Here is a 21,103-nt window from a genome sequence, read left to right as displayed (position 1 = left end):
ATCGCAGGCATCAGCTGACCCCGGGCAGGACCGTGGCATGCTTCCGCGCCGGCCCGAGGTCGGCCCAGCGGCGAGCCTTTCCGGTGGTGACGTCGAGAGCATAGGAGTGACCCCCGCTCCGGCCGCTGACGACGACCGTGACCTCCTTCCGGCTCAGCCAGATGCCGGTGCCGTCGATCCCGCTGCCCTTAGGCAGTCCACCGATGGACACCTTGCGCAGGGTTCGCCCGGTGCTGGCGTCGAGCAGGGTGAGCCTGCGCTTATTGAGCTCCGCGAACTCGACCGCCGCCACCGTACGGCCGTCGGGGGCGATCTCGCTGAACATGATGAAGGTGCCGTCGAAACGCACCGGCTTGCCGCCACCGGTGACCGGCATCAGCCACAGGTCGGTCTTGCGGTAGCGGATCAGCTCGGCGGCGCCGTCCTTGATGCTGATCACTTCGTACTTGCCGGGGATCGACACCGTCCTGCCGGTGCGCACGTCGACGAGCAGGCCCGGCTCCTTGCTGCCCTCCCGCGGGTCGAACGCCAGGTAGCGGCCGTCGTCGGAGAGCGCCAGCATCGAGCCGACGCCGATTCGGTCCTCCTCCACCTTGACGGGAGAGGTCACCTCGGCGCCGCCGACCAGGTCCCGGACCACGTGCGCCTGGGCGGCGCGGCTGTAGTAGGCGAGCATGCGCCCGTCCCGGCTGATCGCGACCGGCACATGCGGATCATCGCGGGAGGAGGTGAGCGCCTGCGGCACCCCGTACGTCCTGCCGCTCCGGGTGACCACGCGCCACTCCACGGCGCCGCAGTCGACTCTCTTCGTCTTCTTGCCGACCTCGCACGGCGTCAGGTACGCCCGGCTGATCGCGCCCACCTTGCCGTCGGGCAGATCTGGCACCGCCGCCGTGGCCGAATCGGCGCCACGCGGCAGGACCACCGCCCCGGCCGCCACCGTCACCACCAGCGCCGCCGCAGTCGTCACGGCGGCGACGCCGGTCAGCGCCAGCCTTGTACGCCGCCTCCTCCGGTGGCCCGCGATGGCGGCATCGGCCAGACTCACCAGCGGAGCCTCTTCCGCCAGGCCCGCCAGGGCGCTGCGCAGCCTCGTCATCGGGTGACCTCCTCCATACGCACATCCACCAGTTCGGGCGCCAGCATCCGCAGCCGAGCCAGCGCGTGATGGGTCTGACTCTTGACGTTGCCGATCGAGCACCCCAGCACCTCGGCCGTCTGAGCCTCGGTGAGGTCCTCCCAGAAGCGCAGCACGATCATGGCGCGCTGCTTACAGGTCAGCTTGGCCAGCACCCGCCGCAGCACGATCCGATCCAGCGTGGCATCGTCGTACGACATGCCTGACTCGGGCGGATAGGCGCTCGGTGACTCGGGACGCGAGCGACGCTTCCAGGCGATGTACTGGTTGACCAGCGCCTTGCGGGTGTACGCCTCGGGATTGCCCTCCTTGGACAGCTTGGGCCAGTGCCCTACGACCTTGGCCAGCACACTCTGCAGCAGGTCCTCAGCAAGGTGGGCGTCCCCGGTGAGCAGGTACGCGGTGCGCATCAGCGATTGCTGGCGGGCCAGCACGAACTCGCGGAAGCCGTCGTGACGATCCAATGTGTCTCCTTCCACCCGTTCCCAACGCCACCGGCCGGGCAGAAGGTTGCACACTCCTCAGTCACGCAACAGGCGGCGACGGGAGCAGGCCCGTCATACCGACCCCCCTACGAGCAGCGACCGGCGTCACACGCCCGGCCCGGTCGAACGCCGCGTTCTGATCGTCGCCCGGAATGTCGCTGGTGAAAGCCCCCTCGCCCTTGGCTCATTCCAGGGGCAGGGGGCGGCGTGGCACGGGGGCGGTGTGGATGAGGGACGTGGTCGTGTGGCCGTACGGGGTGAACAGGTCGAGGATCGGTTCGAGTTCGTCGACCGTCCGTAGGTGCATCGTGAAGTAGAAGCAGTCGTCGCCGGTCATCCGGTAGCACTCGACGATCTGGGGCACCTCCTGGGCGATCTTGGAGATGCGGTGCACTTCGCGGATCGCCGGACGGATCCGGACCATCACCGTGACGGGGAACCCCAGGGCCCGCGGGTTGACCTCGGCCCGATAGCCGACGATCACTCCGGTCTCCTCCAGCCGCTGCACCCGGTCGGCCACCGCGGGAGCCGACAGCCCGACCCTGCGGCCCAGCTCGGCGAAGCTCACTCTGGCGTCGACCTGCAGCTCGGTGAGAATACGAAGGTCGAGAGGGTCCATTTCCTTCGGTTCGTACGCCCGCTCGGGCCTGATCCTTCGATTCGCCATTCTCCTAAATTAGGCGTTGGCCAACGATGGATGCCATGCCGCTCACCGGTCCTCGCGCCGCGCTCCCCACGGCGCCTCCATGGTCTTACTTCGTCGGCAGCGCCGTCTTCCACTACCTCGGCCCGGCTTTCGCCGTGCTCCTGTTCGCCAGGCTCGCCCCGCTCGGGGTCGCGTCCCTGAGGATCTGGAGCGCCGCACTCGTCTTCGCGCTCTGGCGCCGGCCCTGGCGGACCCTCGCCCGGCTCGACGCCGAGGGCCGCCGTACGATCATCGCCTGGGGCGCGGTGCTCGCGGCCATGAACGTCTGTTTCTACGTGGCGATCGCGCGCGTGCCCCTGGGAACCGTCGCCGCGATCGAGTTTCTGCCGGTCATCGTGCTGGCCGCGTTCGGTGCCCGTACGGCACGCAATCTCGTGGCACTGGTGGCGGCGGTCGGCGGCGTCTACGTGCTGACCGGCTTCCGGCTGGACGGGGAGCCGGTGGGGCTGGCGTTCGCCTTCGTCAACGCGGTGCTGTTCGCCGCCTACATCGTGCTGGCCCACCGTACGGCGCGGCTGCCCGGCGTCGGCGGCATCGACGGACTGGCCGCCGCCATGCTCGTCGCCTGCGTGTTCGTCGCGCCGATAGGCGTTTGGCAGGCCACTCCCGCGCTGATCGACCCGGTCACGCTCGCCGCCGGGGTCGGGGTGGGAATCTGCTCGTCGGTGATCCCGTACGTGTGCGATCAGCTCGCCATGGCCCGGATGGCGCGTGCCACGTACGCGCTGCTGGTGGCGCTCCTCCCCGCCACGGCGACGATGATCGGCGTCGTGGTGCTTCGGCAGGTTCCCTCACTCGCCGAGCTCGCCGGAGTCGGGCTGGCGGTGCTCTCGGTCGCTCTCCACCGCCCGCTCCCCGCTCCTCCGGAAAGGGCGACGGCCCTCAGGCGCCGGCCGCGACCAGGCCGCCGTCGATGATCAGGTCCTGCCCGTTGACGTACGACGCCTCATCGGAGGCGAGGTAGGCCACCGCGTCGGCGACGTCGTCGGCGGTTCCGATGCGCGCGGCGGCCACTCTGGCGACGACCGCGGCCTGCGCCTCGGCGGTGATGTTGTCGTGGAACATCGCGGTCTCGATGTAGCCGGGGCTCACGGAATTGACCCGGATTCTCCTGGGCGCCAGGTCGGCCGCGAAGGTGTGCGCCAGGTTGTGCACCGCGGCCTTGGTCGCCGCGTACACGGAGGCGCCCGGCAGACCGTGGTGCAGCGTCCACGACGCGTTGATCACGATCGCCGCGTGGTCGGACAGCAGCGGGAGACTCTTCTGGAGGGTGAAGAACACGCCCTTGAAGTTGATGTCCACCATGTGGTCGAACCCGGCCTCGGTGATCTCGCCGGCCGGCTGGAACGAGGCGATGCCCGCGTTGGCGAAGACCACGTCCAGCCGTCCGTGCCGGTCTCGGATCGCGGTCATCAGCGCGTCCAGGTCGGGCAGGCTCGCCACGTCACCGCGTACCGTCAGCACGCGGTCCCCGCCGTCCAGAGCCTTGCCGGCGGCGTCCAACCGGACCTGGTCGCGCCCGGTGATGACCACCTGGGCGCCCTCGGCGAGCAACCTCCGGGCGGTGGCCAGGCCCATGCCGCTCGTGCCGCCGGTGATGAGTGCGATCTTGTCGTCGAATCGGGAGAGAGTGCGCGTCATGGGGCTCAGCCTGCCGACTCACGGGTGGCGCGGCCAGAGTGCACTTAACCTGTGACCCGCAGCACCAGGCTCAGCGCGGGTTGTACAGCTCCAGATACCAGCCCGGGTTGTCCACCACGGCCAGGGTCGTCATGTCGAAGAACAGGTCACCGGCGTCGGGATGGCGCACCGCCTTCACCGCCTGGCCAGGGACGCCCACCTCGTGGCGTGCCCACAGCTCGGCGAACTCGGGACTCAGCACGTTCAGCTCGTCGACCACCCGGCCGAACTCCGGGTCGTCGGGAGCGCGCGCCGCATCGGCGCGGAAGGCGGCGACGACGGACGGCGCGACCGACTCCCAGTGCACGTGCATGCCGCGGTATCGGGCATTGGTGAAGAACGAGATCAGGCAGTTGTGGTCGGCGTCGCCGAAGCCGAACACCGTGCGCGCCGCGTCGTTGACCGCGAGCAGATTCCAGGACCGGTCCCGCAGCAGTGCGGGCCGGGGCGTCCACGCGTCGAGCAGCCGCCGCAACTCCGGGGTGACCTCGGCATCGCGGGCCGCGCCGGCCGGTGGCGGGTTGAGACCTGCCAGCACGTAGAGGTGCGCACGCTCGGGCTCGCTCAGCCGCAGCGCCCGGCTGATCGCGTCGAGCACCTCGGCCGAGACGTTGATGTCGCGCCCCTGCTCCAGCCAGGTGTACCAGGACACGCCGACGCCGGCCAGCGCCGCGACCTCCTCCCGCCGCAGTCCGGGTGTCCGCCGCCGGCCCACTGCCACCATGCCGACGTCGCCGGGCGTGAGCCGCGCCCGGCGGGTGCGCAGGAAGTCGCTGAGCTGCTCGCGGCGCCGCCGCACCGCAGGGGTGGGGCTCATGGGGCGAGGCGGTCGACGAGGCTGTTGAGCAGGACCAGCGCCCGGGTCCGCTGCACCATCGGGTGGCGGCGCAGGTCGAGCAGCAGGGACTCCAGGTGGTCGGTGCCGTCCACCCGGACCAGCATGACCACGTCGCTGTCGCCCGCGGCCGTGAACGCCATCCGCACCTCCGGCCGCGTCCCGAAGACTCGCGCCGCGTCCTGGCTCTGAGCGTCCCCGACACAGAACAACTCCACCAGCGCGTGCATCTTGGCCGGGCCGGGCTCCTGGACGATCGCGGTGTAGCCACGGATGACCCCGTCCCGCTCCAGGCGGGTGATCCGCCGCTTCACGGCGGGCACCGACAGCGAGACCACAGTTGCGATCTTGGTCATGCTGGCCCGCCCGTCGAGCACCAGCTGGTCAAGAATCTGACGATCGATGGCATCCACGATTAAGAAATTAACACTGGTCGCAATTTTCGTAGCTGTTGCTTGCGCATCCGGCCGCCGTAGCGTTTGTCGCAGCTCACGCGAACGGACCTTTGGAGATATGCGATGCACACCCGTTCCGACGTCATGAGGGAGGCCGCAGTGCTGGAACATGAGGAGGTCGTGATCCGGACCGGCGCCCGTTCCGGCCTGCCGATCATCATCGCGGTGCACTCCACCGCCCTCGGGGACGCGGTGGGCGGCTGCCGGATGTGGCCGTACCCGGACTGGGGTGCGGGTCTGGCGGACGCGCTCGCCCTGTCGGCGGCCATGACGTTGAAGTGCGCGGCGGCCGGGCTCGACTTCGGCGGGGGGAAGTCCGTCATCGTGCTGCCGCCGGGCACGGCGTCGCGCGACGTGGACCGCCGGGCCGCCCTGCTGGACTTCGGCGACGCCGTGCAGGGCTTCGGCGGGCGCTACCACGGCGGCGAGGACGTCGGCACCAGCGCCGAGGACATGTGGGTCGCCCGCGAGCGCACCCCCTGGGTGCACTGCCTGCCGGTCCACCACGGCGGCAGCGGCGAGCCGTCGGAGCTGACCGCGGTGGGCACGTTCGCCGCCATCGAGGCGACCTGGCGGCACCTCGCCGGGACCTCGTCCCTGGCCGGGCGGCGGATCTCGATCGTCGGCCTGGGGCAGGTCGGCGGCCGGCTCGCGGGGCTGCTGGCCGAAGCGGGGGCCGAGCTGACCGTCGCCGACCTCGACCCCGGCCGCGAGGAGCTGGCCCGGACACTCGGCGCGCGCTGGGTGGACGCGGACACGGCACTCACCGCCGAAGCGGACATCCTGGTGCCGGCCGCGCTCGGCGGGATGCTGACCGGCTCACTCGTGCCGCGGCTGCGCTGCGCCGCCGTGGTCGGCCCGGCGAACAACCAGCTCGCCTCCCCATCGGTGGCCGGTGACCTCGCCCGGCGCGGGATCGTGTGGGCGCCCGACTTCGTGGTGAACGCGGGCGGCGTCATCCACGGCACGATCATCGACATGGGCGGCGGCACCCCCGACGAGGCACGGAACGCGACCCTCCGGATCGGCGACCGGCTGACCGACATCTACGGCGAGGCCACGGCGGCGGGGATCGTGCCGTACGAGGCGGCGATCCAGCTGGCGCGCCGGCGCATCACCGACGCCGCCGCGCTCCGCCAAGCGGCAGGCTGACCTTATAGGCGCTCCACCGAGCGGCGGGCCGACCCTACAGGTCGAACCGGCTCAGCACCTTCCTGCCGTCCGTGACGATCACCTCGTAGTCGTCGACCTTGTAGTTGTCGCGGGTGGCCAGGGCGAGCTCGTCGTCGCCGTCGCCGTCGTAGTCCCCCGCCGCCAGCGGCGCGGCCCCGCCCACCCCGGCGATCCCGCCACCAGCGCGCAGACCGCCCGTGCCGCCCCAGAAGACGCGGATCGGACGGCGTGCCCCGCCGAAGGCGAGGTCGTCGCGGCCGTCCCCGTTGAAGTCACCGGCGACCGCCTGGCCCGCGGTGCCGGTGAACTCGTGGGTACGGCCATCCCCGTAATAGACGGTCAACGTCTTGTCGACCGAAGGAGCCTCGGTCTCGTATCCGGGCTCGTCGTTGCGGCTGCCGTCGTCGCCGACGGCCACGTCCCTGGTGCCGTCGCCGTCGAAGTCACCGAACGCGGCCGCCATCCCCTTGTTCAGCCTGCGCCCCTCCTTGGCCAGGCCGCCGGGCCCGGCGTCGAGCAGCCAGCCGGAGGTCTGCTCCCCGTCGTCGCCCTGGTAGACGATCAGCCCGGTCGCCCGCCGCCCGTCGATCCGGTCCACGGTCATCCGCCAGAAGTTCGAGCCGGTCGGCGACGGCTGGACGCTCTCGCGGGCGGCGACTCCCGCGCGGGTGAAGGGGCCGTACAGGATGGTGAGGCTTGTGTCGTTCTGGCCGCTGGGGGTGGACATCGCCACGTCTGCGGCGCCGTCGCCGTTGAAGTCGCCCGCGACCGTACGGTACGACGCCACGTCGCTCTGGCCGGGCAGCGGGATCGGGGTCGGGGGCAGGCCGGTGTCGATGCCGCGCGGGCCGCCCCAGAAGATGTGCGGACGCATGCGCTCGGCGTCGCTCGCCCGGCCGTAGCCGAGGATGTCGCCGAAGCCGTCGCCGTCCAGGTCGGCCCGGACGCCCACGTCGATCAACCAGGACCAGAACGTCTTCGACGGGACGACCGTCCGCCTGCGCCGGTCCAGGCCCTGGGCGGAGCCGTGGACGATCACGAGATCGTGCACGTCCACGCGGGGAAGGTCGACTTCGACGACCAGGTCCGCGCGACCGTCGCCGTTGACGTCGTCGGCCCGCGCCGCAGCGGCACGAGCCGCGCCCGAGGAACGGGCGACGGACGCGGAAGCCTCGGGCGCGGCCGTGGGGCCGGCGACGGACGCGGAACCCGTGGGCGTGGCCGAGGAGGCGGCCTGGCGCTCAGGCTGCGGCCCACCACCACATCCCGCCAGCAAGCCCGGCAAAGCCAGCCAGATCATCATTCTACGCAGGTCAGGCACGGCACCTAGTGTGCCCGCCTCCCCGGGGTCATGGCTCTGGTTCACGGCCCGGAAGTTCGATCAGCGCCTGTGAGGTCGACCAGGCGGCTCATCGGGATCGGATCCGGAAGAAGCAGGTGGGGCAGAATGGGGTCCATGCTGGAGCATGGTTCCCTGGCGACTTTGTTGCGAGCGTGGCGGGAGCGGGCGGACCCTGTCGCGGCCGGTCTCGGCGGAGGGGAACGGCGGCGGGCCAAAGGGCTGCGCCGCGAGGAGCTGGCGGAGCTCGCCGGGGTGTCGGTCGACTACATCAAGCGTCTTGAGCAGGGGCGCGGTCACCCGTCCGCCGGGGTGGTGAACTCCTTGTCCCGCGCGCTGGGACTGGATCGCGCGGACTACGAGTACCTGTGCGCGGTCGCGGGACACGCTCCCGCCGACGGGCTGGTGCCACGCCACGTCGGTCCCGGACCACGACGCCTGCTCGAGCGGCTGGACGGCGTGCCGGTGTGCCTGTGTGATGCCGCGTGGACGGTGCTCGCCTGGAATCCGGCCTGGGCGGCACTGCGGTGCGGGCCGTCGACGGGGCACCGATGGGACCGCAACGTGGCATGGCGTGCCTTCACCGAGGTTCCCGGGCCGACACGGCGGACGCCCGAGCGGCGGGCGAGGTTCGCATCGACGCTGGTGGCCGATCTCCGTGCTGCCCTGCTGCGCTATCCGGCCGATGACCAGGTGGCGGCGCTGGTCGGTGATCTCAGGCGGGCGAGCGGGACCTTCGGCGAGCTCTGGGAGAGCGGATCGACGACCCGGTATCACGATGACCAGGTGACCATCGATCATCCGGTGGTGGGCGAGATCACCGCTGACTGCGACCTCCTCACCTTCCGCGACGGTGATCTGCGGGCCATCGTCTTCACAGCCGAAACCGGCTCGGGCGATGCCGAGCGCCTCCACGATGCCGCCCTGCCGGCACCGTGAGCCGAAGCAGGTACAGGTTGGCCACGACCACTCGGCGGCGCACCACCCGTGGCAGAGCTTCACCGGGCGGGATTGGGTGCGAGGCAGATCAGCGTACCAAGTGACTGACATGGTGACTCGATGACAGTATGTGACGGTGAGCCCACCGCGAGCGAGATTCTTCAACACCACCGGCCCGTGCGATCCGAAACGCCATTACATGCTGCCCCCCACGCCACGGCTCCCTGGGGCACGGGTGCTCATCGAGATGGACCGCTATTTCGTCCTGCACGCGCCCCGGCAGACCGGGAAAACGACCGCGCTGCGCACCCTGGCCGCCGAGCTGACCGCCGAGGGTGACACCGCCGCTCTGATGTTCTCCTGCGAGCGCGCCAAGGCGGCCGGTGACGATTACGCCGCCGCCGAGGAGATGCTCCTGCAGGCCATCCGCGAAGCCGCCACGCGGTGGGGATGGCCGGATGAGCTGCTGCCGCCGGATCCCTGGCCGCAGGTCACGCCGGGCAGCCGCTTCGGCGCGGCGCTGAGCGAGTGGTGCCGCCGCTGCCCGCGCCGGGTGGTGCTGTTCATGGATGAAGTCGACGCCCTGCAGGGCAACAGCCTGGTCAGCATCCTCAGCCAGCTGCGCGACGGCCACAACGCGCGGCCCGAGGGCCATCCGTTCCCCGTCTCCGTCGTGCTGTGCGGACTGCGCGACCTGCGCGACTACAAGGTCGCCTCGGGCGGCGACCCGGGCCGGTCCAACCCGGCCAGCCCTTTCAACATCATCGCCGAATCACTACGCCTGGGCGACTTCAACACCGACCAGATCGCCGAGCTCTACGACCAGCACACCCAGGCGACCGGCCAGGAGTTCACCAAGGACGCGGTGGACCGGGTCTTCGAGCTGACCCAGGGACAACCCTGGCTGGTCAACGCCCTCGCCTACGAGATCACCCTCAAAATGGCGGTGACCGGCGACATCGCCGCCGGGCAGGTGGATACGGCCAAGGAGCGGTTGATCCGGGCGCGCGCCACCCACCTGGACGCGCTGGTGGCCCGGCTGCACGAGCCCCGGGTCAAGCGGGTGATCGAACCGATCGTGGCCGGGTCGCTCCCCGAGGTCGACCTCACCTTCTCCGACGCGCTGTCGTACGTCCGCGATCTGGGCCTGATCAGAGAGAGACCTCCGCTGAAGGTGGCGAACCCGATCTATCGGGAGGTCATCCTGCGGGTGCTGGGCGATCCGGCGGAACAGTACGTGATGGCCGATCCGTACAGTTTCGTCCTGCCGGACGGCCGATTCGACCTGCCGCGCCTGCTGCGAGAGTTCGTCGTGTTCTGGCGCGAGCACGGCGAGGTGCTCATCCGCCAGGAGGGCTACCACGAGGCCGCCTGCCAGATCATCCTCATGGCCTTCCTGCACCGGCTGGTCAACGGCGGCGGCCAGCTCGACCGCGAGTACGCCGCCGGCACCAAACGCCTGGACGTGCTCATCCGCTGGCCCCACACCGGCCCAGAAGGCGAACGGCTGATACAACGCGAGGCCATGGAACTGAAGGTCTGGCGAGCCGGAGAGCACGACCCGAAGCCCGACGGCCTGGCACAGCTCGACCGCTACCTGGACCGGCTCACCCTCTCCACCGGCGTGCTCGTCATCTTCGACCGGCGCCCCGAAGCCCCAACCTGGAACGAACGCGGCGGTTTCGAAGAGACGACCACCCCGTCCGGCCGCCAGGTCACCGTCCTGCGCGCATAATACGGACGCTCAGCACTTCCAGCGCGCTGACGATCAGCGCGTCGCCCTCCCGCTTGGCCAGTCAGGGTGTCACCACCTCCCAAGGTCACGCCCTGCAGGTTGAGACCCGCCGCGACCAGGCAGGCCCCGGCCCAGCGCGGGCGCCCTGCCGGCACCGTGAGCCGAAGGGGGTACGGGTTGGGCCACGACTGCTTGGCGGTGGGCTGTCATGGTTGACGATCGTCACGTCAACCATGACCGCGGGGAGAAAAGTGTGCACGCCACCGAGATTCTGGCCCGGATGGAAAGGGCCATCAACGAGCACGACCTGGACGCGCTGGCCGACTGTTTCGCCGAGGACTACCGTTGTGAGGTGCCGCACCACCCGCGGCTGAGCTTCGTCGGGCGGGATCGGGTGCGGGCCAATTGGACCGGCCTGTTCGCGCATGTCCCGGACATGAAGGCGACCGTCCTGCAGTCGGTGGTGGACGGCGACCAAGTGTGGAGCGAGTGGGAGCTCAGCGGCAAGACCCGGGACGGGGACGATCATCTGGCCTGCGGGGTGGCCATCCTGCGCGCCCACGAGGGCCGTTTCATCTTCAGCAGGTTTTATCTGGACAAGGTAGACGCCGCTGACCCAGGTGTTTCCTGAACTACGAGGGCGGCCCGCCCGTCAGCGCGGGACGTACGCGGACCACTGTCCCGGCCGGACGTCCGGCAGGTGCCGTCGCTCCCAGGTCAGGAGGAACGGTGCGGGCACCGGGCGGCCCCGGTCGACGGCGACGACCTGTTGTCCCGCGGCCGCGGCGTCGCGTACCGGCGCGGGCAGGTCGCTCTGCCCCGGCCAGGTCAGGACGGTGTGCCCTGCGCAGCCCATCCGGTAGGCGATCTTCACCGCCTGCTCGCCGTACACCAGGCACGGAGGACGGACGCCCAGCCCCTCCAGCGCCCTCGCGACCAGCGCGTCGCCCTCCCGCTTGGCCAGCCGGGGGGCGACGATCGCGCCCAAGGTCCCGGCCTGCAGGGTGAGGTGCGCGAGGAAACCCGCGGTGACCAGGCAGGCGACGGCCCACCTCGGGGCTCTCCCCCGCGTGCGCCCCAGCAGCCCGACCGCGCCGTGCGCGATCGGGAAGGCCAGCAGCGCGTACGTGGGCAGCAGGAAGCGGGGGGCCGCGTACCCGACCAGGAAGATGTACGGCGCGGCCAGCGACCCGGCGACCACGGCCGGCAGCAGGGAGTCGGCCCGGCGGGATGCGTACAGGCCGAGCAGGACGAGGACCGGGATCGCGCTCCACCACAGCACCCAGGACGGCTCGGCGGGGCCGCAGTCCCCGGGCGGCCGGCAGAGGAGCGGGCCGTTCAGCGCCTGGGCGTGGTCGGGCAGGGAGAAGTGCAGGCCGGTCTCGTTGGCGGCGCCGGCGGCGTGCCAGCGGGCGAGCAGACCGCCGAACCGCACGTACGCCTCGACGATCCAGTCCGCCCAGCCGACGACGAGGCCGGCGACCAAGGCGAGCAGCACCGAGAGCCGCCGCCGTCCCGGCCAGGCCAGGGCGAGCGCCAGCGGCAGCACGAGCCAGAGGCTGTCGGGAGGCCGCAGCAGACCCACCGCCGCCACACACACCGCCAGCCCCACCAGAGCGCCGCGACCACCGTCCGGCCCCGCCGCGCCAACGCGACCACCGTCCGGCGGCACCCCGGCACCGCGACCGCCGTCCGGCTCCACCACGTCAGCGCGACCGGCGTCCGGTCGTGTGCAGCGCAGGAAGAAGCCGACGGCGGCCACCGCGCCGAGCGCCACCCACAGGTTCGGCATGACCTCGTTGCCGTAGAACAGCGTCAGCCACAGCGACCCGAACAGCAGCGCGGCCAGCGGCACCACGGCTCCGGAACGCAGCCGCAGCCAGGTCCCGAACGACCCGTACAGCGCGAGCGCCGACAGCAGGCACAGGTACACCCGCAGGACATCCGTCGAGGACGTCACCATCGTCACCGGCGCGACGATCAGGGTGATCCCACGGGCGCGAGGCGCGATGAACTCGGCCGCGGGCACCCGGGGATCGACCTGGCTGACGTAGACCGTTTCGTCCCATCCCAGCCCCATGCCGGGGCCCACCGCGACCAGCTGGACCAGCCCGTAACAGGCGGCCACCAGCATCAGCAGCGCCCGCCAGGGGTCGGCCCGCACCCACCTCGACACTCCCATGGGTGACCTTGTTAGCGCCGGCCGCCGTGCGGGCGCGGGGACTTGCCCCAAGGGATGCGAAGTGATGACGAGGCGAAGCCCGATGGCCGCGTCAGTCCCTAAAATTACGGCCACATCTTCCCGCGTGCGGGATCAGTTCTGGCCGCGCATCCGCCGTGTTCGACGGGTTTCCCGCCCGCCCATGGTCCTGACAGACGGTTTGACATGACGACAACCCCAGGAGTGTGCTGAAGGTGTGGCTCTTATCGCCGCACGTCAGTGACGGGATCTTCTTGGGGACGCCATGGCGACGTACGCGTATCGCTGTCCGGACTGTGGGCCGTTCGAGGTGCGCCTGCCGATAGGGACCGCTGAGGCGGTCGCCGACTGCCCGGCGTGCCGCTCGCCGGCGCGTCGCGTCTTCACCGCGCCGAGCCTCGCGCGGCTGTCCCCGGCGATGTCCGCCGCGCTGACCCGCGCGGAGAAGAGTCAGGAAGCACCCGAGGTGGTCACGCGCGCCCCCGAGCCGCGGTGGCGAACACCGCAGCACCCGGCGCTGTCGCGCCTGCCTCGGCCTTGAGCGAACCCCACCGCCCGTCGCGGGCGCGAGGAGGTGTGTGTCCATGGGGGCCGTCGGACTCCTGTACGTGGGCGCGGTGCTTTTCATCAATGGCCTGATGCTCCTGGGAAAGGTCGAAGCACGCGCGGCAGGGATCTTCAATCTCTTCGTCGGAGCCCTGCAAGTGATCACCCCGACCCTGCTGATCGTCTTCAACCCCGGCGACCCGGCCACGCTCCTGAACGCGTCGGGGCTCTACCTCTTCGGGTTCACCTATCTTTATGTGGGGATCAATCTGCTCGGCGGATTCGACTCCACCGGGGTCGGCTATTTCTCGCTCTTCGTGGCCATCATGGCGCTCGGGTATTCCTACGCCAACTTCCAGCTCCTCGGCGATCCGGCCTTCGGAGTCATCTGGCTCTACTGGTCCTTCCTGTGGGCGCTCTTCTTCGTCCTGCTCGGTTTGAAGAACACGCGGATCACCCGGTACACCGGCTGGGTCGCGGCCATCCAGGGCTGGGTCACGGCGGCGATCCCGGCATTCCTGACACTCACCGGATACTGGGTCAGCAGCACCCTGACCGCGATCGTTCTCGCCGTTTTCGGCGTGGTGGTGTTCGCCGTGCTGTGGCCGCTGACGAGAGGCGGGGAACCGGCCGGCGAAACATCGGGAACGCAGGAGCCGACCAAACTGGAGGAGCGCACCCATCGCTTCCGCCGCACGTGAGGGGGGTGAGGCGACAACAACGACCGCGAAGGGAGTCATCGACACAGGAGGGGGAAAGCTGTCATGCCGAAAGTAGTTTTCAGCGTCGACCAGTCGAAGTCGATGAAGGATCAGGCGACCCCGGGGCACAACCGCTGGCACCCGGACGTTCCCGTGGCGGAAATGGTACGGCCCGGCGAGGAGTTCCGGGTCGAATGCCGTGAGTGGACGGACGCCCAGATCGGCAACAACGATTCCGCGAACGACGTACGGGATGTCGATCTGAGTTACGCGCACATGCTGAGCGGGCCCATCGGCGTCGAAGGAGCCGAGCCAGGAGACCTCCTCATCGTCGACATCCTCGACCTCGGCGCGGTGCCGCAGCAGGCCGGGGACGCACCAGGACAGGGCTGGGGCTATACCGGCATCTTCGCCAAGCAGAACGGCGGCGGATTCCTGACCGACTACTTCCCTGACTCGTACAAGGCGATCTGGGATTTCCACGGTCAGGTCGCGACCTCTCGTCACCTGCCGGGAGTTCGGTACACCGGCATCACCCACCCGGGTCTTTTCGGGACCGCGCCGTCGGCCGCATTGCTGAGCTCCTGGAACCGCCGGGAGCAGGCGCTCATCGACACCGACCCGCAACGCGTACCGCCGCTCGGTCTGCCACCGCTGCCCGAGCACACGCTGGCCGGCACCGCGAGCGGCGACATGGCGCGGCAGATCGCCGCCGAGGGAGCACGCACCGTGCCCGCGCGGGAGAACGGCGGCAACCACGACATCAAGAACTTCACCCGCGGCGCCCGGGTCTTCTACCCGGTCCACGTCCGCGACGCCAAACTCTCCGGAGGCGATCTGCACTTCAGCCAGGGCGACGGGGAAATCACCTTCTGCGGCGCCATCGAGATGGGTGGCTACATCGATTTCCACGTCGATCTCATCAAGGGCGGCATGGAGAAGTACGGCGTCACCACCAACCCGCTCTTCATGCCGGGAAATGTGGAGCCGCGATACTCCGAGTTCCTCTCGTTCATCGGGATCTCGGTGGACCATGACACCGACACCAACTACTACCTCGACGCGACGGTGGCCTACCGCAGGGCCTGCCTCAACGCCGTCGAATATCTCAAGAGGTGGGGCTACAGCGGCGAACAGGCCTATCTGCTCCTCGGCTCGGCGCCGATCGAAGGGCGGGTCAGCGGGATCGTCGACATTCCCAACGCCTGCTGCTCGCTCTACCTGCCCACCGCGATCTTCGACTTCGACGTACGTCCGAACATGGAAGGGCCCGTGCGGCAGGACCGTGGGATGTGCGCGGTGACGAGTTGAGGGGAGAGCGCCGGGGCGTCCACGGCGGGCCCGCTCGGGCCCGCCGTTCATCATGAATTGGCAAATTTCACTTAAAGTCTCGCTCGATGCCGTTTTATCGCGACAAGCCTCTACAGCAGCGTAGATACGGACTTTTTCCGCCACTTCGCTAAGCATGACCATGGTCGGCCCGCGCCGAAATGCGGGTAAAAATCACGCTATCCTTCGGACAACCGCGAGCGCGGCCGTGAGCCGCGCCTGCCGTTCGAAAGGTTGATCAATGCAGAACGACGCCGTGTGGGTCCGAGGCGTGACCGGAATCCAGTTGCACCACACCACAAATCTCCAGGACGCCAATCGATTCCTGGCCAATGCGGTGATGGCGCTGCGGGCCGCGCAGGTGCGAACCGGCGACGAGCAGTATTCCGCCCTCGCCGATCAACTGAAGGCCATGGCGCAGGAGGCCGGGGCGCTGGAGAGCCAGGCCCGCGACCGCATGCAGGGGCTGCACGCGTCCGACCCTGAGCGATTCGTCCGCTGCCGCGAGGGGCACGAGCCGTGGCCGGACGAGATCCAGGCGGGCTTCGTCCCCCGCCACACCTGCCGGGACCAGTGCCTCTATCACACCCATGACGTGCTCGACGCCATCATGCAGTGCACCTGCGGACAGCCGCCCTGCCGCGCCTGCGCCATCGGCGGCACGCCCTGACGCCCGACCTGGCGGACACGACATAGGACCCGCCCTGACCTCGAACCCCTCAGGCCGGCCTCCAACCGGTCGGCGCGAGCGAGCGGGCAGGGACGAAACCACCAAAAAGCCGATATACCGGGCAGAGCAGCAAGCTCGCGTTGAGTTGGTCCCGGCCTCCGCCTGCTCCAGATTCGCTCACTCAGCGTGACCACAGCCCCCTGCGCCCGCGCCGCCGGAGGACGTCGACGCTCTTGCGCGGCAGTCGGCCCGCCGTGGACCTTCCGGCGCGCATCGGCCCTGCTCAACGGCCTGACGCGGGTACCATCAAGAAACCGCCGCAGCGCCATGACGGCCCTCCGCGAGCTACTCATCGCCCACCGGCCCTTCCGGCTACCGACCGTCCCGGCGGCGCTGCCGAAGCAGGTGCGGCGGGCGCGGGAGGGGCCCGTTCGGCCGTAAAGCCCGGCGATATAGGCGATACTGGACGGAAAGTGAAGCCTCTCGCTGTGAATTGATCTTTTCGTAAAGACCAGTTCTGGCAGGGGCTTCCCGCATTCCCGGAGGCAGGAAGCAGAGCCTCCCCGGAGAACTACGCGGCGTGACGATGGACCACCGGGAAAGGTTCAGTGAATACTCGATGGACGACGCATGGCGGGACGAATACTTAAGCCTGCTGGTCGCGGAGCACGGGCAGGCCGTCCTGGCATACGTGGTCAAGCTGACGAGTGATCGTCATGGGTCCGAGGACATCCTCCAGGAGACGCTGATCCGGGCATGGCAGAACGCGGAGCGGCTCCGCGACGGAGAGGGATCGGTGCGAGGCTGGCTGCTCAAGGTGGCCCGCAACATCGTGATCGACAGGTCCCGCACCGGAGTCGCCCGGTGGGAGTCGCTGGAACCGGCCGACGAGGAGGCCGAGCAGCGAGACCACGCGGACGCCGTGGTGGCCTCCGTGCTCGTGGGAACGGTGCTCGGCACCCTGTCCGCCGAGCACCGGGACGTGCTCAATCTGGTCTACATGCAGGGCAGGACCGTGCGCGAGGCGGCCGAGGCGCTCCGGATCCCCGTCGGCACGGCCAAGTCCCGCAACCACTACGCACGTGACACCCTCCGCAAGGCGCTGGCGCCGGACAAGGCGTCATCCGATCGCCGGTACGGTGACGTTCACGTCCAGGACGGGGATGGTCACGCTGCCGTCCTTCTCCGCGTGCCAGCGCCAGTGCGCGCCGCTGACCTCCCCGCAGACGAGGCCGGTCCAGCCGAGCCCGGCGGCGTCGCAGACGGCGAGTAGCCGCTCCGTCTCCTGCCACGTCGGAGCATGAGGGACGACGATCAGCCCGCGCAGCGTGCGGGACCGGGCCATCACCTTCAGGGTGCCACCGCCGTCCGGCATGCCGGAGAACGACGGCGGGGACTGCTGGAGGAGTTCGGCGGCGTCGACCCGCATCGTGCCCGCCGGGAGGGCGACACCCGCGTCGCCCGGTGCGTCCAGAATCGCCACCGGAAGCTCGGGTTGCGTGCGGAGGATGCCGTCCAGCAGGGCATGCAGCGCGTCCCGGGCCACCGTGCCGTCGCCGGTGAGGCTGAGGACCCCGTCGAGCCGGCTCAGATTCACGAACAGCTGGTCGCCGTCGTCGGAGACACCGGCGCGTACGAGGAAGGCCTGGGTGGGGGCGGTCCCCGGGGCCGGGTTCGTGCGGATGGCGGCCACCGGATGCTGGTTCGGCGAAAGGCGCCAGCGGGACGGGCCCACCGCTTCCCACGGAACCGGGGCCTGGGCCTGGGCCGCCGTGGTGGCCAGCAGCGCCGTCACGTCCTCGGGGCCGGCGATGACGGCGTGCACCGAATCCCGCGTCTCCGGCAGCCTCGCCGCGAGGTCGGCCACCGCTCGGGCGGCGCGCATCGGCGTGTCCCTGTCGCCGGCGAAGTCCGCCATCAGGGCGCGCCGGAAGCGGAGCCTGCGCGCGCGCCGTGCCGGATCTCCGAGCCGGTTCAGCACGCGGCCGACCGCGCGGGCGGCGCTGCCCAGCCGGCGTCTGGCCAGCACGGCGGCCGTGAGCAGGCCCAGCAGGACGGCCCCCACCACGGCGAGCACCGCCGCGAGCGGGATGCGCACGGCGTCCGCCGGCGGCTGCGCGGAGGTGTCCCCAGCGGGGGTCTCGGCACCGGTCTCGGCGGGGGGATCGGCGGGGGTCTCGGCCGGGGCGGAGGTGGGCGTGCCGGCGGGAGCGGCGGTGTCACGAGCCAGTTGCACGTCGGGGCCGCTCGCGTCCTTCGGCAGCCGCAGGATCCAGCCCGGGCGAAGATCGGCCGGATCGGTGAGGACGCCGCCGTCGCTCTGCGCCTTGCCCTCGTTGAGCGCGAAGATCTCGGCCCACCTGCCCGGATCGCCCAGCGTGCGCTCCGCGATCGACCGCAGGATCTCCGGAGCGCCGCCGTCCTGCGGCGGCTTGACCACGTACACCTTCGTGAGGGTCTCGCCGTCCGCCGGGGGCGGGCTCGCCGACGCGGGCGGCACGGCCCAGAACAGGGCGCACACCATCAACAGCACAGCGACGGTCACGCGCGAGCTCCACCGCCGCTGGACGGCGTACCCACCGCTCCGCATCATCGCCCCACTACCCTCTCTCAGCCGCCGGCCACGCCTGTCACCTGGGTGACCGCCGGGAACGAGCGTTCCGAACCTCGACATGTCTCACCCGGCACACGAGATCGCGGCCGAAAAGGTTCGGTACGGCGCCAAACGGAATTTCGGTGAACCCTTTATCCCGATGATCTCGTGTAGTGGTTGGCCACAGTATGCGGGCGACGAACGGCAGACGGAGGCGACGTGGCGCGGCGGCACACCTCAGGCTTCGAGGTCATCGGCATGTCGCAGGACCCCACGCCGGGCGATCCGGACGGCATCAGGCTGCTCGCGACCCGCTACGCGGCGATAGGCGACCAGGCCGCCATCGCCTTCGGCATCCTCGGTCAGGGGGGAGCCGTCGAGCAGGGCAAGGGCGAAGCCATGGACAAACTGCGCGAGGCGCTGGAGAGCCTGCCCGACAAGCTGTCGAAGACCGCGGAGTCCTTCCAGGCCGCCGTACGCGCCTACAACACCTACGCCACGCAACTGGAAGACGCGCAGGGCCAGGTGGACACCGCCATGGACAACGCGCTGGCGGTCGCCGCCACGGCGACGCGTACGCTGCCGGAGCTTCCGGCCGATGCCACCGGCGAGCAGCGCGACGCGGCCCGTGGGCAGCAGAACGACATCGACGCGGCGCAGTCGGCCCTGAGCGCCGCCAGGAGGATGGCCGAAGACGCCCGCAGCCTGCGTGAGCAGGCATCCGCACGTACTTCGGCCGACCTCGACGCCGCCGCGGCCAACGCCATCCCCGAGCGGAACTTCTTCCAGAAGATCGGGGACTTCTTCAAGGACTTCCCGTTCGTCCAGATCATCATCAATGCCCTCGTGGCCATTGTGTCGATCTTCTTCCCGGTGATCGGGCTGGCCCTGGGGGCCCTGGTCTTCGTCCTGACCCAGGTGGTTCTCGGGCAGAACGGCGAGATCCGATTAGGTGACTTACTTCTCGGCATCGTCACGCTCATCCCCGGAGTCGCGCTCTTCAAGCTGGGCGGCAACGCCGTGGGCGGGATCGGCAGGGCGTTGCCCAGCCTGGGCCGGCTGTTCGGCAAGGCGGGCGGATTCTTCACCACCGCGGCCGGCAAGATCTCCAGCATCAAGGACACGCTGAAGAACTTCAGAGTGGTCTCCGTCGTGCTGGACAACAGGGCGGGCCGGGCGAGCGTCGCCGCCGTCGGCGACTTCGCCGCCCGCGTCGGCGAGGAAGCCGTGGTACGGAAGCTCAACGGCGACGAGATCACCGCGAAGAACCTGCTTCTGGGGGCGGCGGTGGGCGGCGCGCTGACCGGCGGTGGCGCGTTCTTCAGCGGCATCAAGAAAGGCAGCACGCTCGACAAGGTCGGGGACAGCACCGGAATCAACAAGGTCAAGGAATCCGTGGAGGGCAACGAGCTCCTGGAGAGAGGCGCCGACCTGGCCACGAACCTCGGCAAAGAGGGAATCGTCGCCGGTACGAAGGTCGGCGTGGCGGTCAGCGAGGGATCGAGCCTCAACGAGGCCCTGCTGCACGAGGGGCAGAACCTGCTGGCGGGCACCCCGGGCTCCGGCGGTGCGAGGCAACTGGCCGACGGAATCCCCAACAAGGGCTCCCTCCCCAGCGGTACGACCCCCTCCCCCGGCTCCGGAGGCCCGACCACTGGAGGCCCGGCCACGGGGGGCCCAGCCACCGCAGGCCCATCCACCCCAGACTCATCGACCCCGGGCTCGAGTAAGCCGTCCGATCCGGCCCCGGCTCCGTCCACACCGGCCCCCGCTACCCCGGCTCCCACCACACCGGCTCCCACCACGCCGGTTGCCTCCACACCGGCTCCCGCCACACCGGTTGGCTCCACGCCAGCTCCGGCTCCCGCCGTGCCGTCGACGGGGACTTCCCCCGCACCGGATCCGGCTGTCCCGTCCACGGTGACCACGCCCGCGCCGGCCGCGAACGTCTCGCCGTCGGGAAACTCGGCCGCGTCCGATCCCGATGCGCCGGCGACTCCGTCGCAGCCCCCGGGGTCGGCGGACACGAGCGGGACGCAAGGGAAGCCCGCCGGTGGATCACCCTGATCACCGTGCCGTACGCCATCGGCAGCGGAAACCGACGTCCCGGGATGCGCCACCGTCACGGTAGGCCCCGGGTTGGCGAGTCGCGCGCTCACCGACAGCAAGCGCTCGTGTCACCGGGCGGACGTCGACCGACGCCCGCCGTTCCTGAAAGAGCAAGGAGAGTTCCATGCCCGATTTCGCCGTCAATTCCGATGAGACCGCGTCGACGTCCGCCGCCCTGCTCAACGATTTCGCCGAGCTCCAGGACAAGCTCACCCAGGTGCGCAGCAAGGTGGAGGCCCTGCTCGCCCAGGGGTACCGCACCCCGGCGGCGCAGCAGAAGTTCCAGCCGTTCTTCGATGAGTTCGCCAAGGGGTTCGAGCAGGTGAACGAGGGCCTGCAGGGGATCGGCCAGTACGTCAAGGCCGTCGGCGACGCCTTCCAGCAGGCGGACGAGCAGCTCGGCTCCAACCTGGGCTGACCCCGACCGTGGCCGGCCGCCGGCCACCACCTCCGCGTGCCGACCTCACGGC

At 70.1% G+C, this 21,103-nt stretch carries 20 protein-coding genes; 12 read left to right on the top strand and 8 right to left on the bottom strand.

The features are described 5' to 3' along the window. Window positions 1–10 precede the first annotated feature (10 nt). The 3 genes from OHA68_RS21520 to OHA68_RS21510 all read right to left on the bottom strand — a co-directional run bounded on the left by OHA68_RS21520 (window position 11) and on the right by OHA68_RS21510 (window position 2,290). The gene (locus OHA68_RS21520) at window positions 11–1,099 is read right to left on the bottom strand and encodes a hypothetical protein (RefSeq protein ID WP_327109228.1); all 1,089 of its coding nucleotides are present in this window, start codon (window positions 1,097–1,099) and stop codon (window positions 11–13) included. Further along, on the bottom strand, window positions 1,096–1,602 hold the full coding sequence (locus OHA68_RS21515; protein ID WP_327109227.1) for a SigE family RNA polymerase sigma factor: 507 nt from the start codon (window positions 1,600–1,602) through the stop codon (window positions 1,096–1,098). The genes OHA68_RS21520 and OHA68_RS21515 overlap by 4 nt, the downstream gene beginning before the upstream one ends. Window positions 1,603–1,807: 205 nt before the next feature. Beyond that, complete coding sequence (locus tag OHA68_RS21510) at window positions 1,808–2,290, bottom strand: Lrp/AsnC family transcriptional regulator (protein WP_327109226.1); 483 nt, start codon at window positions 2,288–2,290, stop codon at window positions 1,808–1,810. 35 nt (window positions 2,291–2,325) lie between these two features. Between OHA68_RS21510 and OHA68_RS21505 the strand changes: the two genes are divergently transcribed. After that, window positions 2,326–3,246, top strand: a complete 921-nt coding sequence (locus OHA68_RS21505) for an EamA family transporter (protein ID WP_327109225.1) — start codon at window positions 2,326–2,328, stop codon at window positions 3,244–3,246. Here the strand turns inward: OHA68_RS21505 and OHA68_RS21500 are convergent. The 3 genes from OHA68_RS21500 to OHA68_RS21490 form a co-directional block, all read right to left on the bottom strand. Next, a complete protein-coding gene (locus OHA68_RS21500; protein ID WP_327109224.1) occupies window positions 3,212–3,970 on the bottom strand; it encodes a glucose 1-dehydrogenase in 759 nt (252 codons plus the stop codon). The genes OHA68_RS21505 and OHA68_RS21500 overlap by 35 nt on opposite strands. Window positions 3,971–4,040: 70 nt before the next feature. Next, complete coding sequence (locus tag OHA68_RS21495; RefSeq protein WP_327109223.1) at window positions 4,041–4,826, bottom strand: helix-turn-helix transcriptional regulator; 786 nt, start codon at window positions 4,824–4,826, stop codon at window positions 4,041–4,043. Then, window positions 4,823–5,257, bottom strand: a complete 435-nt coding sequence (locus OHA68_RS21490) for an Lrp/AsnC family transcriptional regulator (protein WP_189138632.1) — start codon at window positions 5,255–5,257, stop codon at window positions 4,823–4,825. The genes OHA68_RS21495 and OHA68_RS21490 overlap by 4 nt, the downstream gene beginning before the upstream one ends. Before the next feature lie 141 nt (window positions 5,258–5,398). Between OHA68_RS21490 and OHA68_RS21485 the strand changes: the two genes are divergently transcribed. After that, the gene (locus OHA68_RS21485; protein WP_327109222.1) at window positions 5,399–6,451 is read left to right on the top strand and encodes a Glu/Leu/Phe/Val dehydrogenase family protein; all 1,053 of its coding nucleotides are present in this window, start codon (window positions 5,399–5,401) and stop codon (window positions 6,449–6,451) included. Window positions 6,452–6,485: 34 nt separating this feature from the next. Here the strand turns inward: OHA68_RS21485 and OHA68_RS21480 are convergent, their stop codons facing one another. Beyond that, window positions 6,486–7,793: an FG-GAP repeat domain-containing protein gene (locus OHA68_RS21480; RefSeq protein ID WP_327109221.1), complete on the bottom strand. Its 1,308-nt coding sequence runs from the start codon at window positions 7,791–7,793 to the stop codon at window positions 6,486–6,488. A 135-nt stretch (window positions 7,794–7,928) separates the two neighbouring features. On the opposite strand from OHA68_RS21480, the gene OHA68_RS21475 reads away from it, so the two are divergent. From OHA68_RS21475 to OHA68_RS21465, 3 genes are all read left to right on the top strand, one after another. Further along, entirely contained in the window at window positions 7,929–8,750 is an 822-nt protein-coding gene (locus OHA68_RS21475; protein WP_327109220.1) for a helix-turn-helix domain-containing protein, read from the top strand. 235 nt (window positions 8,751–8,985) lie between these two features. Next, a complete protein-coding gene (locus tag OHA68_RS21470; RefSeq protein ID WP_327109219.1) occupies window positions 8,986–10,485 on the top strand; it encodes an AAA family ATPase in 1,500 nt (499 codons plus the stop codon). Between the two features lie 208 nt (window positions 10,486–10,693). After that, entirely contained in the window at window positions 10,694–11,116 is a 423-nt protein-coding gene (locus tag OHA68_RS21465; protein WP_327109218.1) for a nuclear transport factor 2 family protein, read from the top strand. A gap of 21 nt (window positions 11,117–11,137) precedes the next feature. On the opposite strand, the gene OHA68_RS21460 is transcribed toward OHA68_RS21465, so the two are convergent. After that, a complete protein-coding gene (locus OHA68_RS21460) occupies window positions 11,138–12,667 on the bottom strand; it encodes a hypothetical protein (RefSeq protein ID WP_327109217.1) in 1,530 nt (509 codons plus the stop codon). 283 nt (window positions 12,668–12,950) lie between these two features. Between OHA68_RS21460 and OHA68_RS45345 the strand changes: the two genes are divergently transcribed. From OHA68_RS45345 to OHA68_RS21430, 7 genes are all read left to right on the top strand, one after another. Further along, window positions 12,951–13,226 (top strand): FmdB family zinc ribbon protein, encoded by a 276-nt coding sequence (locus tag OHA68_RS45345; protein ID WP_407674478.1) that lies wholly within the window; start codon window positions 12,951–12,953, stop codon window positions 13,224–13,226. A gap of 43 nt (window positions 13,227–13,269) precedes the next feature. After that, window positions 13,270–13,932: an AmiS/UreI family transporter gene (locus tag OHA68_RS21455; RefSeq protein WP_327109216.1), complete on the top strand. Its 663-nt coding sequence runs from the start codon at window positions 13,270–13,272 to the stop codon at window positions 13,930–13,932. 63 nt (window positions 13,933–13,995) lie between these two features. After that, on the top strand, window positions 13,996–15,243 hold the full coding sequence (fmdA, locus tag OHA68_RS21450) for a formamidase (RefSeq protein ID WP_327109215.1): 1,248 nt from the start codon (window positions 13,996–13,998) through the stop codon (window positions 15,241–15,243). A 259-nt stretch (window positions 15,244–15,502) separates the two neighbouring features. Beyond that, window positions 15,503–15,931: a hypothetical protein gene (locus tag OHA68_RS21445; RefSeq protein ID WP_189138641.1), complete on the top strand. Its 429-nt coding sequence runs from the start codon at window positions 15,503–15,505 to the stop codon at window positions 15,929–15,931. A gap of 619 nt (window positions 15,932–16,550) precedes the next feature. Beyond that, a complete protein-coding gene (locus tag OHA68_RS21440; protein WP_327109214.1) occupies window positions 16,551–17,204 on the top strand; it encodes a sigma-70 family RNA polymerase sigma factor in 654 nt (217 codons plus the stop codon). Window positions 17,205–18,743: 1,539 nt separating this feature from the next. Continuing rightward, window positions 18,744–20,591, top strand: a complete 1,848-nt coding sequence (locus tag OHA68_RS21435; RefSeq protein ID WP_327109213.1) for a putative T7SS-secreted protein — start codon at window positions 18,744–18,746, stop codon at window positions 20,589–20,591. A gap of 166 nt (window positions 20,592–20,757) precedes the next feature. Continuing rightward, complete coding sequence (locus OHA68_RS21430; RefSeq protein WP_327109212.1) at window positions 20,758–21,051, top strand: WXG100 family type VII secretion target; 294 nt, start codon at window positions 20,758–20,760, stop codon at window positions 21,049–21,051. Window positions 21,052–21,103: the final 52 nt, after the last annotated feature.

The sequence above is a fragment of the Nonomuraea glycinis genome (assembly GCF_035920485.1).
GTDB lineage: Bacteria > Actinomycetota > Actinomycetes > Streptosporangiales > Streptosporangiaceae > Nonomuraea > Nonomuraea glycinis.
Note: the sequence above shows the minus strand (reverse complement) of the source record. Positions and strands in the feature narration are given on the sequence as shown.

Coding starts and splice junctions, on each gene's coding strand:
- OHA68_RS45345 (WP_407674478.1), top strand. CDS start 12,951: ATGGCGACGTACGCGTATCGCTGTCCGGACTGTGGGCCGTTCGAGGTG.
- OHA68_RS21520 (WP_327109228.1), bottom strand. CDS start 1,099: ATGACGAGGCTGCGCAGCGCCCTGGCGGGCCTGGCGGAAGAGGCTCCG.
- OHA68_RS21510 (WP_327109226.1), bottom strand. CDS start 2,290: ATGGCGAATCGAAGGATCAGGCCCGAGCGGGCGTACGAACCGAAGGAA.
- OHA68_RS21440 (WP_327109214.1), top strand. CDS start 16,551: ATGGACGACGCATGGCGGGACGAATACTTAAGCCTGCTGGTCGCGGAG.
- OHA68_RS21455 (WP_327109216.1), top strand. CDS start 13,270: ATGGGGGCCGTCGGACTCCTGTACGTGGGCGCGGTGCTTTTCATCAAT.
- OHA68_RS21430 (WP_327109212.1), top strand. CDS start 20,758: ATGCCCGATTTCGCCGTCAATTCCGATGAGACCGCGTCGACGTCCGCC.
- OHA68_RS21500 (WP_327109224.1), bottom strand. CDS start 3,970: ATGACGCGCACTCTCTCCCGATTCGACGACAAGATCGCACTCATCACC.
- OHA68_RS21475 (WP_327109220.1), top strand. CDS start 7,929: ATGCTGGAGCATGGTTCCCTGGCGACTTTGTTGCGAGCGTGGCGGGAG.
- OHA68_RS21460 (WP_327109217.1), bottom strand. CDS start 12,667: ATGGGAGTGTCGAGGTGGGTGCGGGCCGACCCCTGGCGGGCGCTGCTG.
- OHA68_RS21465 (WP_327109218.1), top strand. CDS start 10,694: ATGGTTGACGATCGTCACGTCAACCATGACCGCGGGGAGAAAAGTGTG.
- fmdA (WP_327109215.1), top strand. CDS start 13,996: ATGCCGAAAGTAGTTTTCAGCGTCGACCAGTCGAAGTCGATGAAGGAT.
- OHA68_RS21495 (WP_327109223.1), bottom strand. CDS start 4,826: ATGAGCCCCACCCCTGCGGTGCGGCGGCGCCGCGAGCAGCTCAGCGAC.
- OHA68_RS21505 (WP_327109225.1), top strand. CDS start 2,326: ATGCCGCTCACCGGTCCTCGCGCCGCGCTCCCCACGGCGCCTCCATGG.
- OHA68_RS21445 (WP_189138641.1), top strand. CDS start 15,503: ATGCAGAACGACGCCGTGTGGGTCCGAGGCGTGACCGGAATCCAGTTG.